This is a genomic window from Pseudomonas sp. 1176_21 (assembly GCF_052850635.1).
In genome coordinates this window covers 213,866-226,615 of the sequence record NZ_VXCV01000004.1, presented here as the reverse complement: position 1 = coordinate 226,615, position 12,750 = coordinate 213,866, and the positions used below count along the sequence as shown (strand labels likewise).

Annotated in this window: 14 protein-coding genes; 13 read left to right on the top strand and 1 reads right to left on the bottom strand. The window is 63.9% G+C overall.

Translation table 11 applies throughout. From position 1 onward, the window contains the following. Positions 1–64: 64 nt before the first annotated feature. Positions 65–2,632, bottom strand: a complete 2,568-nt coding sequence (mutS, locus tag FW760_RS11905) for a DNA mismatch repair protein MutS (RefSeq protein ID WP_054914991.1) — start codon at positions 2,630–2,632, stop codon at positions 65–67. A gap of 169 nt (positions 2,633–2,801) precedes the next feature. Here mutS and FW760_RS11900 point away from each other — a divergent pair, with 169 nt between their 5' ends. The 13 genes from FW760_RS11900 (at position 2,802) to FW760_RS11840 (ending at position 12,742) form a co-directional block, all read left to right on the top strand. After that, complete coding sequence (locus FW760_RS11900; protein WP_078480062.1) at positions 2,802–3,536, top strand: LexA family transcriptional regulator; 735 nt, start codon at positions 2,802–2,804, stop codon at positions 3,534–3,536. A gap of 542 nt (positions 3,537–4,078) precedes the next feature. Beyond that, positions 4,079–4,462, top strand: coding sequence for a phage holin family protein (locus FW760_RS11895; RefSeq protein WP_116053069.1), 384 nt, complete (start codon positions 4,079–4,081; stop codon positions 4,460–4,462). Between the two features lie 76 nt (positions 4,463–4,538). Continuing rightward, the gene (locus FW760_RS11890) at positions 4,539–5,540 is read left to right on the top strand and encodes a hypothetical protein (protein ID WP_446443793.1); all 1,002 of its coding nucleotides are present in this window, start codon (positions 4,539–4,541) and stop codon (positions 5,538–5,540) included. 73 nt (positions 5,541–5,613) lie between these two features. Then, on the top strand, positions 5,614–6,132 hold the full coding sequence (locus FW760_RS11885) for a hypothetical protein (RefSeq protein ID WP_116053073.1): 519 nt from the start codon (positions 5,614–5,616) through the stop codon (positions 6,130–6,132). Continuing rightward, positions 6,129–6,689 carry a phage baseplate assembly protein V gene (locus FW760_RS11880; RefSeq protein WP_043864286.1) on the top strand — a complete coding sequence of 187 codons (561 nt, stop codon included), beginning with the start codon at positions 6,129–6,131 and terminating at the stop codon, positions 6,687–6,689. Before FW760_RS11885 ends, FW760_RS11880 begins: the two co-directional genes overlap by 4 nt. Positions 6,690–6,769: 80 nt before the next feature. After that, a complete protein-coding gene (locus tag FW760_RS11875) occupies positions 6,770–7,096 on the top strand; it encodes a GPW/gp25 family protein (RefSeq protein WP_043864285.1) in 327 nt (108 codons plus the stop codon). Then, entirely contained in the window at positions 7,093–7,974 is an 882-nt protein-coding gene (locus FW760_RS11870; protein ID WP_116053076.1) for a baseplate assembly protein, read from the top strand. Before FW760_RS11875 ends, FW760_RS11870 begins: the two co-directional genes overlap by 4 nt. A 1-nt stretch (position 7,975) precedes the next feature. Further along, on the top strand, positions 7,976–8,578 hold the full coding sequence (locus tag FW760_RS11865; protein ID WP_054914988.1) for a phage tail protein I: 603 nt from the start codon (positions 7,976–7,978) through the stop codon (positions 8,576–8,578). Further along, positions 8,578–10,476 (top strand): phage tail protein, encoded by a 1,899-nt coding sequence (locus tag FW760_RS11860; protein ID WP_353229224.1) that lies wholly within the window; start codon positions 8,578–8,580, stop codon positions 10,474–10,476. Before FW760_RS11865 ends, FW760_RS11860 begins: the two co-directional genes overlap by 1 nt. A gap of 1 nt (position 10,477) precedes the next feature. Further along, on the top strand, positions 10,478–10,870 hold the full coding sequence (locus tag FW760_RS11855) for a phage tail assembly chaperone (protein WP_082405719.1): 393 nt from the start codon (positions 10,478–10,480) through the stop codon (positions 10,868–10,870). Positions 10,871–10,931: 61 nt separating this feature from the next. Beyond that, complete coding sequence (locus tag FW760_RS11850; protein ID WP_411269346.1) at positions 10,932–11,123, top strand: Com family DNA-binding transcriptional regulator; 192 nt, start codon at positions 10,932–10,934, stop codon at positions 11,121–11,123. Positions 11,124–11,133: 10 nt separating this feature from the next. After that, the gene (locus FW760_RS11845) at positions 11,134–11,466 is read left to right on the top strand and encodes a hypothetical protein (protein WP_088514470.1); all 333 of its coding nucleotides are present in this window, start codon (positions 11,134–11,136) and stop codon (positions 11,464–11,466) included. A 109-nt stretch (positions 11,467–11,575) separates the two neighbouring features. Then, positions 11,576–12,742 carry a phage tail sheath subtilisin-like domain-containing protein gene (locus tag FW760_RS11840; RefSeq protein WP_043864279.1) on the top strand — a complete coding sequence of 389 codons (1,167 nt, stop codon included), beginning with the start codon at positions 11,576–11,578 and terminating at the stop codon, positions 12,740–12,742. The last annotated feature ends 8 nt before the right edge of the window (positions 12,743–12,750 follow it).

Sequence of the window (12,750 nt, the reverse complement as noted above, 5' to 3'; positions counted from 1 at the left end):
CCAGGCTAATAACTCGCTGCCCCGCCGAACCGCGCGGGATTCTATCAGTTTGTGCGATGGGGCGTTATAACAGAGTCTTTAGTGTATAGAGCATTTCGATAGCTTGGCGTGGCGTCAGGTTGTCCACGTCGAGCTTGCCGATCTTCTCGATCACCGGATGCGGCAGGCTGGCGAACAGGTCGCTCTGGTGCGGCGTGCTGGGCGCTCCCGGGCTTGCTGGCGCGGTTTCGTGGGGCAGGCTGTTGGTTTCCAGGCGGCCCAGGTGCTCGCGGGCTCGCTGGATCACCGGTGCCGGCACGCCTGCCAGTTGTGCCACTGCCAGGCCGTAGCTCTGGCTGGCAGGCCCTGGCAGCACATGGTGCAGGAACACGATGCGTTCGTTGTGCTCGGTAGCGTTCAGGTGCACGTTGGCCACCAGCGGCTCGCTTTCGGGCAGCACGGTCAGTTCGAAGTAGTGCGTGGCGAACAGCGTGTAGGCGCGCAGCTGGGCCAGGCGCTCGGCGGCGGCCCAGGCCAGCGAGAGGCCGTCGAAGGTACTGGTGCCGCGGCCCACTTCGTCCATCAGCACCAGGCTGCGTTCGGTGGCGTTGTGCAGGATGTTGGCGGTTTCGCTCATCTCCACCATGAAGGTAGAGCGCCCACCGGCCAGGTCGTCGCTGGAACCGATACGGGTGAAGATGCGGTCCACCAGCGACAGCTCGCAGCTGGCGGCCGGCACGAAGCTGCCGATATGCGCCAGCAGCACGATCAGTGCGGTCTGGCGCATATAGGTGGACTTACCACCCATGTTCGGGCCGGTGATCACCAGCATGCGCGTGTTGTCGTCCAGGCCCAGGTCGTTGGCCACGAACGGCGTGGTCAACACCTGCTCGACCACCGGGTGGCGACCCTGACTGATGCGCATGCACGGTTCGTCGACGAATGTCGGGCAGTTGAGGTCAAGGTTCAGCGCACGCTCGGCCAGGTTGCTGACCACATCCAGTTCGGCCAGCGCCGCGGCGGTGTCCTGCAGCGGGGCCAGGTGGCCGATCAGGGTTTCGAGCAACGCATCGTAGAGCATCTTCTCGCGCGCCAGGGCGCGGCTCTTGGCCGACAGCGCCTTGTCTTCGAACGTCTTGAGCTCTGGGGTGATGAAGCGCTCGGCGCCCTTGAGGGTCTGGCGGCGGATGTAGTCGGCCGGCGCCTGTTCGGCCTGCTTGCTCGGCAGCTCGATGAAGTAGCCATGCACGCGGTTGTAGCCGACCTTGAGGTTGGCAAGGCCCGTGCGGGCCTTTTCGCGGGCTTCGAGGTCGATCAGGAACTGCCCGGCGTTCTCGCTCATCGACAGCAGGTCGTCGAGCTCGGCGTCATAGCCGACCTTGAGCACGCCGCCATCACGGATCACCGCAGGCGGGTTGTCGATGATCGCCTTCTGCAGCAGGTCGGCCAGTTCCGGGTAGGTACCGGCGATGGCCGCCAGGCGCGCCAGGTGCGGTGCCTCCAGCTCGGCCATGGCGTTCTGCAGTTCAGGCAGCGCGCCAAGCGCGTCGCGCAGGCGCGCCAGGTCCCGTGGGCGAGCATTGCGCAGGCCGATACGGGCGAGAATCCGCTCGATATCGCCGATGTCCTTCAGTTGCGGTTGCAGCTTCTCGAAGCGGTAGCCGTCGAGCAGGCAGCGAATCGAGCTCTGGCGGGCCTGCAGCACCTTCAGGTCACGCAGCGGCCGGTTCAGCCAGCGGGTCAGCAGGCGGCTGCCCATGGCGGTCTGACAGCGGTCGATCACCGATTGCAGGGTGTTGTCGCGGCCCCCGGCCAGGTTGACGTCCAGCTCCAGGTTGCGCCGGCTGGCGCCGTCGAGCACCACGGTGTCGTCCAGCCGCTCGTGCTTGAGGCTGCGCAGGTGCGGCAGGGCGGTGCGCTGGGTTTCCTTGGCGTAGGCGAGCAGGCAGCCGGCGGCGCCGATGGCCAGGGTCAGCTTCTCGCAGCCGAAGCCCTTGAGGTCCTGGGTTGCGAACTGCTGGCACAGGCTCTTGCGCGCCGAGTCACGGTCGAAGTCCCATGGTGCGCGGCGGCGCGAGCCACGGCGCTTCTCGGCGGGCAGGCCCTGGGGCCAGTCGTCGGGGATCAGCAGCTCCACGGGGTTGACCCGCTCGAGCTCGGCCAGCAGGTTTTCCCAGCCCTTGAACTCCTGCACGGTGAAGTTGCCGCTGGTGATATCCAGCACGGCCAGGCCGAACAGGCGTTCGTCACCCAGTACGGCGGCGATCAGGTTGTCGCGGCGCTCGTCGAGCAGGGCTTCGTCGCTGACCGTGCCTGGGGTGATAATGCGCACCACCTGGCGTTCCACCGGGCCCTTGCTGGTGGCCGGGTCGCCGATCTGCTCGCAGATCACCACCGATTCGCCCAGCTTCACCAGCTTGGCCAGGTAGCCTTCGGCGGCGTGGTAGGGGATACCGCACATGGGGATCGACTGGCCCGCCGACTGCCCGCGGGCGGTCAGGGTGATATCCAGCAGTTTGGCGGCCTTCTTCGCGTCTTCGTAGAAGATCTCGTAGAAATCGCCCATGCGGTAGAACATCAGCTGGTCCGGGTGCTGGTTCTTCAGCTTCCAGTACTGCTGCATCATCGGGGTGTGTGCGGAAAGATCGCTCATTACAGAAACTTGGCTCGCAGTGTCGTTTAGACCAAAGGCAGCGGGCAATGGTACAGGGATTTTTTCCCCGTTGCCGGGCCTAACGCTGCGCAGCGACCTTTTGCCCCTGGCATTGTGTTAATGCATATTTGAATTTGCATTTGTGCACGAGATGGTTACTATGCACGTTATGCAAAAACGCAACGTAGCTACCGTCTTGAGAGCATTGCTCGACCGCCACGGGATCTCCCCCACGGAGCTTCACCGTCGCACCGGCGTGCCCCAATCCACCCTGTCGCGGATTCTCAGCGAGAAGATCGTCGATCCTTCCGACAAGCATGTGTCGAAGATCGCCGAGTACTTCGGCGTGAGCACCGATCAGTTGCGCGGCCGTGCCGACCTGGGCGATACCCGCCCGGCGAACGCGCCGCGCGCCGACGTGCAGCTGCAGGACATCAGCCTGTGGGATGACGACACCCCCGTCGAGGACGACGAAGTGTCCATTCCGTTTCTTCGTGAGGTCGAGTTGGCAGCAGGATCAGGACGATTCGTCATCGAGGAAAGCGAGAAGGCCAGCCTGCGCTTCGGCAAGCGCAGCCTGCGTCACAACGGCGTGCAGTTCGACCAGGCCAAGTGCGTGACGGTGCGCGGCAACAGCATGCTGCCGGTGCTGCGTGATGGCGCCACGGTGGGGGTGAATGCGGGCAAGAGCGGCATCGGCGACATTGTCGACGGCGACCTGTATGCCATCAACCACAATGGCCAGTTGCGCGTGAAACAGCTGTATCGCCTGCCCACGGGTATCCGCCTGCGCAGCTTCAACCGCGACGAGCACCCGGACGAGGACTACACCTTCCAGCAGATGCAGGAGGAGCAGATCAGCATCCTCGGGCATGTGTTCTGGTGGGGCATGTACGCCCGCTAGGTTCTGACGCTACATCAAACCCGCCTCGGCGGGTTTTTTTGTGCCTGCAAATGCCTGCAGGGGACGGCCTTGCCGGCGAATGATCGCACCAAATATTTGCGGCAATCCCACCGAATCCTTCACCGGCAAGGCCGGTTCCTGCAAAAAATCTACCCCTCAAGACAGCACTGCAGCGCAAGCAGGGCAAGGCTTTCATGCGTTAGTGCAAAACTGCGTGCATAAATATTTCCAAAAATGCATTGACTGCATATGCATTGATGCATAACCTTTGTCTCAAGCCGGTCAGACACCGGCAGTGGCAAAGGCAGCGATGAACAGGCCTGAACTGTTCAGAGGGTTGGCAACTGACCCGGGTGTGCAGCGTAAAGCACCGTAAGCAGTTATCCGGCGGGCAGGCGGCCGCGGTCGGAGGAACAATTTGAGGCGGGATCGCACGGCGCACCAGCAGTGGCCGGCGGTCCGACAACGCATTACTGAAAAGCCTGGGCGACCGGGCTTTTTGGAATGCCGAGTGATCGGCTGTTCAACAAGGGAGCACGAGCATGACAAACGAGCAACAGACGTTGCTGGAAATGCCGATCTGGCTGGTGATCGTCCTGGCATTGCTGGGCGGTCTGTCTGGCGAGATGTGGCGCGCAGACAAGGAGGGCGCCCGCGGCTGGGGCCTGTTCAGGCGACTGCTGCTGCGCTCCGGGGCCTGCATGGTCTGCGGCGTATCGACCGTGATGCTGCTGTATGCCAGCGGGCTGTCGATCTGGAGCGCCGCAGCCTTTGGTTGCCTGACCGCCATGGCGGGCGCCGACGTGGCCATCGGGCTTTACGAGCGCTGGGCTGCGAAGCGGCTGGGTGTGGCACAGGGCGTGCCGCCCCTGGCATCGGATGCGCCACTGCAGTGCGACCTGCGTGAGCGCGACCAGGAGCAATGATCGTCGCAAACACTATCGAAAGCCGCTTGCAGCGGCTTTTTCATGTCCGGAGAAACCTATGTCTGATAACACCCGCTTGTACGAGAATGCCGGCAATGTCGGCCTAACCCTGGCCCAGGGGCCGCGCGACGCGGTGATCTACGGCTCTGCCACGTCGGTCAGGCTGAGCAGGAGTTTTGTTGCGATGGGCGGTTTTCGCTTTCGCGGCCAATACACACGGGGCATGGTTCCGACCTTCGCGATGGCTGACAAGGTCGCCAGCGTGGCGCCAGCCGGTCTCGGTGCCGAACGCAGCAACTGCAAAGAGAGCTGGTACGCCGCCTTTGCCTGTGCCAATGAAGGTGACGCCAGTGCCGTGGTGAAAACCATGCCGTTCCTGCGCGTGGGCAGTATCAGCGGCAACGTGATCACGCTGAACAAGGCCGGCGAGGGTACCCACGATATCGCTGAAAAAAGCTACGACTGGATGGCCGACAACAATCTTGCCGGTGTGCAGTGCCTGGTCATCAGTGAGGGCGGGCAGTGGTCCGGCCGGGTAGCGACCGTCGTCGCTAACACTGCAACCACCCTTACGCTCAACAACATAGGGGCGCTGTCCTTCGGCGCATTTTTGTTGCCCGCGCCCCCCGGGTTCGCACATTTCTGCTACCTGGCGTCGTTCTATCTGGACACCCATGAGGTGCGCAACATCTACGACACCGGCACCGAGGTGGTGTCCAGAGGCATTTACCTGCTACGACCTGAAACGCCCGGTGCAAGTCCAGGCCCTGTCGGCACCTTGATGGACTGCTCCGGGTATATCGCACCCTTGGCTACCGGCGTTCGAATGGACTCCAGGTGCGTCATGAGCACCTCTGCCACCGGTGACTACGCCGAGTACTTCTCGCCCGACAGCGGAAACCACGATGTACGTACCAACTACGACCTGAAGGACAACAGCGGCTCGCGCAGCTTCGTGTTCGGTGGCGTATCGCTGGCGTTCCTGTACCCGCAGACCTTCAACTTCAAGAATGCCGGCACGCTGGCAGCCAAGCGCTCCGAGGGCCGGATTGCGCCGACCGGCTGGTTCGAGCCGTAGTCGCCGCAGTGAACGCAACGCCCGCTGCAACCGCAGTGGGCGGCTTGCCGAAGAAGACACGAAAGGAGGGCTTGTGAACGAACTCAAGCTATTGAGCCAGGCCATTACCGCAACATTCCAGGCGGGTGTACCTGATTTCGCGACGGTTGAAGCGTTCAGCGCAGTCAACGAGCACACTCCGCAACCGGCACTGTGTCACACCATCACCGCTATGGAGGCAAGCGTTGACCCCGGCGATGGACGCTTTTGCATCCTGGCGCGTTTCGAGGCACGCATCCTGGTGGATGCACAGCAGCAACACGCCGCCCTGCAAGCCGCCACATTGGCGGCGAAATCAACGCTTGTGCTGCACAAGCAGTTCTGGGGCGTGGATTTCGTCGCGGCGACCCTCAATGTGAAGGCGCAGACGGCCATACCTGCCGAAATACCCGGCACCCTGGAATGGCGGGTGCAATGGCAGCAGCCCGTTTACCTTGGCGACCTGCAGTGGCCCTGGCCAGACCAGCCACCCGGTTCGCTACTGTTCGCCTTCAGCCCGGACACAGGGCCCGCGCACAAGGACAGCTACCAGGCACCGGAGGACATGGCATGAGTTACGCCAGCTCCATGCATGACCGAATGCTGGCGGCGTTGGTCATTCCATGTCGGGTGGTCGGCATCGACCTGGCAGCAGCGCGGGTACGGGTCTCCGATGGCGCCGGCTGGACCAGCGCCTGGGTGCGCTGGCACAGCCACGCGGCAGGCAAGGCCCGCCACTGGCGTGCGCCGAGCCTGAACGAGCAGGGCGCACTGCTCAGCCCCAGCGGTGAGCCGGCGCAGGGTACCTTCGTACCGGGCCTGTACGGCAATGCCGGCGCGCCACCCGACAACCGCGAGCACGTCGAGGTATGGCGCTTCGATGACGGTGGCTCGCTGGTCTACGACTGGCAGGCCCGCAGCTACAGCATCGAGCTGCCCGGTGGCACCGTCAGCCTCAAGGTGGCCGGCAGCTCGCTGCTGGTCACCGACAACGCAATCACCCTGAACGCCGCCAACATTGCCCTGACCGGTGAGGTGAGCATCAACGGTGGCCTGCGCGTGACCGGTGACATTCTGGGGGCCGGCAAGATCATCGACACCGGCGGCAACACCGCCAATCACAAGCACTGAACCCCGCCCGCCGACGCGGGCTTTTTTATGCCTGGAGACAACATGGCTAGTGAATGCATTCAGGCCAGGGAGGTACCGCGATGATCGGCATGAGCCGCCACGGCGGGCAGACGCTGTCCGGCATCGGGCACCTGCGCCAGTCCATCGAAGACATCCTCACCACCCCGCTGGGCAGCCGGCGCATGCGCCCCGACTACGGCAGCAAGCTGCGCCGTTTCGTCGACCTGCCAGTCAACGAGGGCTGGAAGAGTGCGGTGCAGGCCGAGGTCGCCCGCGCCCTGACCCGCTGGGAACCACGCCTGAAATTGCAGCGGGTGCGCGTGGTGGCGGTAGTGGGCGGGCAGATCAGCCTGCAGCTGAGCGGGCAGTACCTGGGTGACAGCCAACTGCTGGAGATAACGGCATGAGCAACGTGGAACTGTCGGCGCTGCCCGCGCCGCAGGTGCTGGAAGACCTCGACTTCGAGGACATCTTCCAGGATGACCTGGCGGCCTTTCGGTCGCACATGGGCGAGAACTGGGACGCGCTGCTGGAAAGCGACCCGGTGACCAAACTGCTGGAGGTGGGCGCGTACCGCAAGCTGCTCAATCGGGCGCGGCTCAACGATGCCGCCAAGGCGCTGCTGCTGGCCTATGCCCAGGGCAGCGACCTGGACCAGCTGGCAGCCAACGTGCAGCTCAAGCGGCTGGTGGTACAGGCCGAAGACGCGAACAGTGTGCCACCGACCCTCGAAGTGCTTGAGGAAGACGATGCACTGCGCGAGCGGGTGCAACTGGTGTACGAGGGCCTGACCACCGCCGGCCCGCGCAACAGCTACATCCTGCATGCACGCAATGCCTCGGGGCAGGTGGCCGATGCCTCTGCAGAAAGCCCGTCACCGGCAGTGGTGGAGGTGACGGTGCTGAGCCTGGAGGAGAACGGCATCGCCAGTGCGCAGTTGCTGGCCGAAGTGGCCGCCTACCTCAACGACGACGATGTACGCCCGGTGGCGGACCGCCTGGAAGTGCGCAGTGCCGAGGTGATTCCTTATCGCATCGATGCCGTGCTCTACATGGCCGGGACGGGGCCGGAGAACGAAGCGACCCTGGCCGAGTGCCAGCGGCGCCTGCAGGCCTGGGTCAACCCCCGACGACGTCTTGGCGTGGAGGTCTCGCGCTCGGCCATCGATGCGCAACTGCACATCGCCGGTGTGAGCCGGGTGGAGCTGCGCAACTGGACCGACATCCGACCGAGCAAGGCGCAGGCGGCCTGGTGCACCGGGTTCGAACTGACGCGGGGGGGCTGACATGCACAGCCTCCTGCCGCTCAACAGCACGCCGCTGGAACGGGCCGTCGAGGCGGCCTCCAGCGAAGACCTCAAGGTCACCCTGCGCACCCTGTACAACCCCGATACCTGCCCGGCGAACCTGTTGTACCAGCTGGCCTGGGCCTGGTCGGTGGACCGTTGGGACGACACCTGGCCTGAGGCGATCAAGCGCTCGGTGATTCGCTCCTCGTTCTACGTGCATGCCCACAAGGGCACGATCGGCGCATTGCGCCGCGTGGTGGAGCCGTTTGGTTATTTGATCGAAGTGATCGAGTGGTTCAAGGCCACGCCCCCGGCGGTGCCCGGCACGTTCGCGCTGAAGATCGGCGTGTCCGAGGCGGGGATCAGCGAACAGACGTACCAGGAACTGACCTGGCTGATCGACGACGCCAGGCCCGTCAGCCGACACCTGAGCGGCCTGGTCATCAGCCTGGAAACCGCCGGGTCGCTTTACCTCGGCGCCGCGCTGCAAGACGGCGACGAACTTGACATCTACCCGCCTGCGCCGGCCGACCTCACGGTCATGGGGGCCATCGGGCGTGGTGGGCGAGAACACACCATTGACTATCTGGACATTTACTAATGGTTGATCAGAACTCCCAGTTCTACGCGATCCTGACCAAGGTGGGGGCCGCGAAACAGGCCAATGCGGATGCCCTGGGCATTCCTTGGAAAATCACACACATGGCCGTCGGTGACGCCAGTCCGGCAGGGCTGGACAACCCGCCGCTGCCAATGCCCGACGCGAGCTGGACCAGCCTGCTCAACGAGTGGCGGCGGGCGCCGCTGAACCAGCTCAAGGTCGACGAAAAGGACAGTGCGGTCATCGTCGCCGAGCAGGTGATTCCGGCCGAGATCGGTGGTCGCTGGATTCGCGAGGTGGGGCTGTACGACGCCGACGGCGACCTGGTGGCGGTGGCCAACTGTGCGCCTACCTACAAGCCGCTGCTCAACCAGGGCTCGGGCCGTACCCAGGTGGTGCGCATGAACCTGGTGGTCAGCAGCGCCAGCAATGTGCAACTCAAGATCGATCCGGGTGTAGTGCTGGCGACCCGCGAGTTCGTGACCGAGGAACTGGCCAAGCGCGACTTCAAGCACTCGGTGCTGGCTGCGACCACCGCCGCGGTCACCTTGAGCGGGTTGCAGACGATGGATGGTGTTGCGCTACAGGCGGGCGCGCGCGTGCTGGTGAAGAATCAGGCCGCTGCCAAGGACAACGGCCTGTATCTGGTTGCCAGTGGAGCGTGGACACGTTGCCCGGATGCGGACAGCAGCGCCAAGGTCACGCCCGGCCTGCTGGTGCTGGTGGAGCGGGGCGCGGCCAACGGTGACAGCGCCTGGCAACTGACCACGGATGCACCCATTACCCTGGGCGTCACTGCGCTGGCCTTCGAAATGGCCTTCGGGCGCAGCGGGGTCGCCGCCGGTACCTATCGCAGCGTCAAGGTGGATGCCTACGGCCGTGTCATTGCCGCGACCAATCCAACCACATTGGCCGGCTACGACATCACCGATGCGTACACGATGGCGCAGATCGATGCTCTTCTGGAGCAGAAGGCCGGGTCTGCTGGTGTGTACAGCTTCAGCATCGACAAGACCTTGACCAGCTCGCACCGGGGGCTGGTGCTGCTCGATGCCAGTGCTGGCACGCGCACGATTACTTTGCCGGCGGTTACCCCCGCCCTGGGTGTGATGGACGTGATCCTGCGCCGTGTCGACCTGACGACCAACGCCCTGGTAATTGCGGCCAGTGGCACGGACAAGATTTTGCTCGATACCACGGGATCGACCTCCGGCCAGGCCTCCACCGAGCTGCTGTTTGCCGGGGATTACCTCTGCCTGCGTAACGATTCGGTAGGCCGATGGTGGTGTGTTGGGCAGGCCCAGTTGCCGCCAAGTATCGAAACGGTGATCACGAAGTACTCGACCCCTGGAATTTTTACTTACACGGTGCCGCCACTGTTTCGTTCGGGGCGTCGCCGGGCTCGGGTGAAGGTGACCGCCGGCGGTGGTGGCGGCGGGCACGTAGAAGGTAATGGCGTAGCCGGTGGTGGTGGCGGCGGGGGTGGCATGGGCTCATCGGTGCTGGATCTGAGCGGCGTCGTATCGGTAACCGTTACCGTCGGGGCCGGCGGTGCTGCCCGTCCTGCCGGCGCCTCGCTTGCCGGTGGGGCTGGCGGGGCTTCGTCGTTCGGTGAGCTGATCAGCTCGACCGGCGGCAGCGGTGGTTCATCGCCCAGTGGCGGGATTACCGGCAGCACAACAGGTCAAATCGTGTACCCGGTATCAGCGTCTGGTTGTGGCACGGCGTCCTCTCTTGGACACGGTGGCGGCCATGGCGGGTGCAGTAAGGCTTTCAATTGGCAAGTCGGTGATCCCGGCGTCGGCCCTGGTGGTGGTGGTGTAGGTGGTGCAGGAACGTCAGGCGCACGGGGCTCTGGCGCGGGTGCACCGGGTGAAGTGCTGATCGAGGTGGCGTGATATGTGGGCATTGGTTGTAGGCGACAAGGTTATCGAGGTGACCCCAATTGACCCGGTTGGCCGGTTCCATCCCGCACTTAATTGGCTGCCGTGCGCGGCCGATGTTGTTCCGGGTTTCCGGCTGGGAGACAAGGGCTTTGAGCCTGCGCCCGAGGGCGACCGGATCGCCGCTGAGCGTGAATGGCGGGATGCCCAGGTTAGCGGTACTGAATGGCTGGTAAATCGACACCGCGACGAACAAGACATGCAGTTGACCACGACGCTGCAGGCGGGGCAGTTCGCCGATCTGCTGCAGTACCGCCAGGCCCTGCGCGACTGGCCCCAGTCGGAGCTGTTCCCAGTTTCTGAGCACCGGCCGGTACCGCCGCTCTGGTTGGAGAGCATCACCCCCTGAAGCCCCGCACTGTCGGGGCTTTTTCATTCTTCAAGACCCTTCAGCAGAAAATCACAAGGCTTTGCAGATGTTGAAAGATTGCAGATGCGGCAGATGCAAACGACTGCTTGCCCGTATGGGCGAGTTCACAGAACTCCAGATCAAATGTTCCCGCTGCGGAACGTTGAATCATATGAAGGCCACGAGCCTCGAACCATCGCCTGTGAGCGACATGAACGCGGAATGTTCCGCTACCCAGCATTCGACTCGATAGGTAACAAATCATGGAACCAGTAAAAGTAGGCAAGCATTTCTTCAACGCTCACCCGACCACGGTGACTCAAGTCTTCAGCCCGGAAGAAAACAAGGAAGGCGTCTATCTGCGCACCGCCACCATTTGCACCGGCGGCGGCATCATCAACCTGTACAGCGGTCCCAAGGCACCTGCTCGTCTGGGTGACATGACGGTGCACGCTATCATGGGCGGAGTAGCCAGTAGCAACAACTGGCAGTACACCCAACCCTACCCACTGCTTATCCCTGCTGGCTACGGGCTGTGGACCGTCTCGAACAACTCTGTCGCCGCGATCTCGCTGACCTGGGACTTCCTCGCCTGATTTTGGCCACCGCACCTGTACCTGCAACGGGCGGTTCGCCCCGATAGTTGCCGATCCAACCTTACAAGGCCCTGCATTGCAGGGCCTTTTTCATACCCGGAGTTTACCCATGAGTGGTTTCTTTCACGGCGTCACCGTCACCAACGTCGACACCGGCGCACGCACCATCGCGTTGCCGTCGTCCTCGATCATCGGCCTGGTGGACACCTTCACCGAAGGCCCGACCGCCAGCGCCAAGTTCAACGACCTGGTGCTGATCACCAGCGAGCGTGAAGCCATCGCCGCCTTCGGCGCCGACGCGGCCATCACCCGTGCCTGCCAGGCCATCTACCAGCGCGCCAAGGCGGTCATCGTCGCCTGCGGCGTGGCCAAGGTGGCCGACGCCGCCGAGCAGACCTCGGCCATCATCGGCAGCGTGCTGGCCGACGGCAAGCGTACCGGCCTGCAAGCGCTGCTCGACGGCAAGAGCCGTTTCAACGCCCAGCCGCGCCTGCTGGTCACTCCAAAGCACAGCGCAACACAAGCCGTCGCCACCGCCCTGGTGGCCCTGGCCGACAAGCTGCGCGGCCTGGCCATCATCGACGGCCCGGCCACCACCGACGAGGCCGCCCTGGCCTACGCCGAAAACTTCGGCGCCAAGCGCGCCTTCCTGGTCGACCCGGGCGTGCAGTACTGGGACACCACCACCAGCGCCACCGTCGATGCAGCGGCCTCGGCCTGGGTCGCCGGCCTGTTCGCCTGGACCGACAACGAGTACGGCTTCTGGGCCTCGCCCTCGAACAAGGAGTTCGTCGGCATCACCGGCACCACCCGCCCCATCGAGTTCCTCGATGGCGACGAGACCTGCCGCGCCAACCTGCTCAACAACGCCAACATCACCACCATCATCCGCGATGACGGCTATCGCCTGTGGGGCAACCGCACCCTGAGCAGCGACCCGAAGTGGGCCTTCGTTACCCGCGTGCGCACCATGGACATCGTGATGGACGCGATTCTCTACGGGCACAAATGGGCAGTCGACCGCTCGATCACCGCCACCTACGTCAAGGACGTGACCGAAGGCCTGCAGGCGTTCATGCGCGACCTCAAGGCCCAGGGCGCGATCATCAACTTCGAAGTGTTCGCCGACCCGGAACTCAACAGTGCCAGCCAGCTGGAGCAGGGCAAGGTGTACTGGAACATCCGCTTCACCGACGTACCACCGGCCGAAAACCCCAACTTCCGCGTCGAGGTCACCAACCAGTGGCTGACCGAAGTTCTCGATAACGCAGCTTAAGGAGCACT

What these genes read in the sequence shown, in the direction of transcription:
- mutS (WP_054914991.1), bottom strand. Translation starts at nt 2,632, where the DNA reads ATGAGCGATCTTTCCGCACACACCCCGATGATGCAGCAGTACTGGAAG.
- FW760_RS11900 (WP_078480062.1), top strand. Translation starts at nt 2,802, where the DNA reads ATGCAAAAACGCAACGTAGCTACCGTCTTGAGAGCATTGCTCGACCGC.
- FW760_RS11895 (WP_116053069.1), top strand. Translation starts at nt 4,079, where the DNA reads ATGACAAACGAGCAACAGACGTTGCTGGAAATGCCGATCTGGCTGGTG.
- FW760_RS11880 (WP_043864286.1), top strand. Translation starts at nt 6,129, where the DNA reads ATGAGTTACGCCAGCTCCATGCATGACCGAATGCTGGCGGCGTTGGTC.
- FW760_RS11875 (WP_043864285.1), top strand. Translation starts at nt 6,770, where the DNA reads ATGATCGGCATGAGCCGCCACGGCGGGCAGACGCTGTCCGGCATCGGG.
- FW760_RS11870 (WP_116053076.1), top strand. Translation starts at nt 7,093, where the DNA reads ATGAGCAACGTGGAACTGTCGGCGCTGCCCGCGCCGCAGGTGCTGGAA.
- FW760_RS11865 (WP_054914988.1), top strand. Translation starts at nt 7,976, where the DNA reads ATGCACAGCCTCCTGCCGCTCAACAGCACGCCGCTGGAACGGGCCGTC.
- FW760_RS11860 (WP_353229224.1), top strand. Translation starts at nt 8,578, where the DNA reads ATGGTTGATCAGAACTCCCAGTTCTACGCGATCCTGACCAAGGTGGGG.
- FW760_RS11855 (WP_082405719.1), top strand. Translation starts at nt 10,478, where the DNA reads ATGTGGGCATTGGTTGTAGGCGACAAGGTTATCGAGGTGACCCCAATT.
- FW760_RS11845 (WP_088514470.1), top strand. Translation starts at nt 11,134, where the DNA reads ATGGAACCAGTAAAAGTAGGCAAGCATTTCTTCAACGCTCACCCGACC.
- FW760_RS11840 (WP_043864279.1), top strand. Translation starts at nt 11,576, where the DNA reads ATGAGTGGTTTCTTTCACGGCGTCACCGTCACCAACGTCGACACCGGC.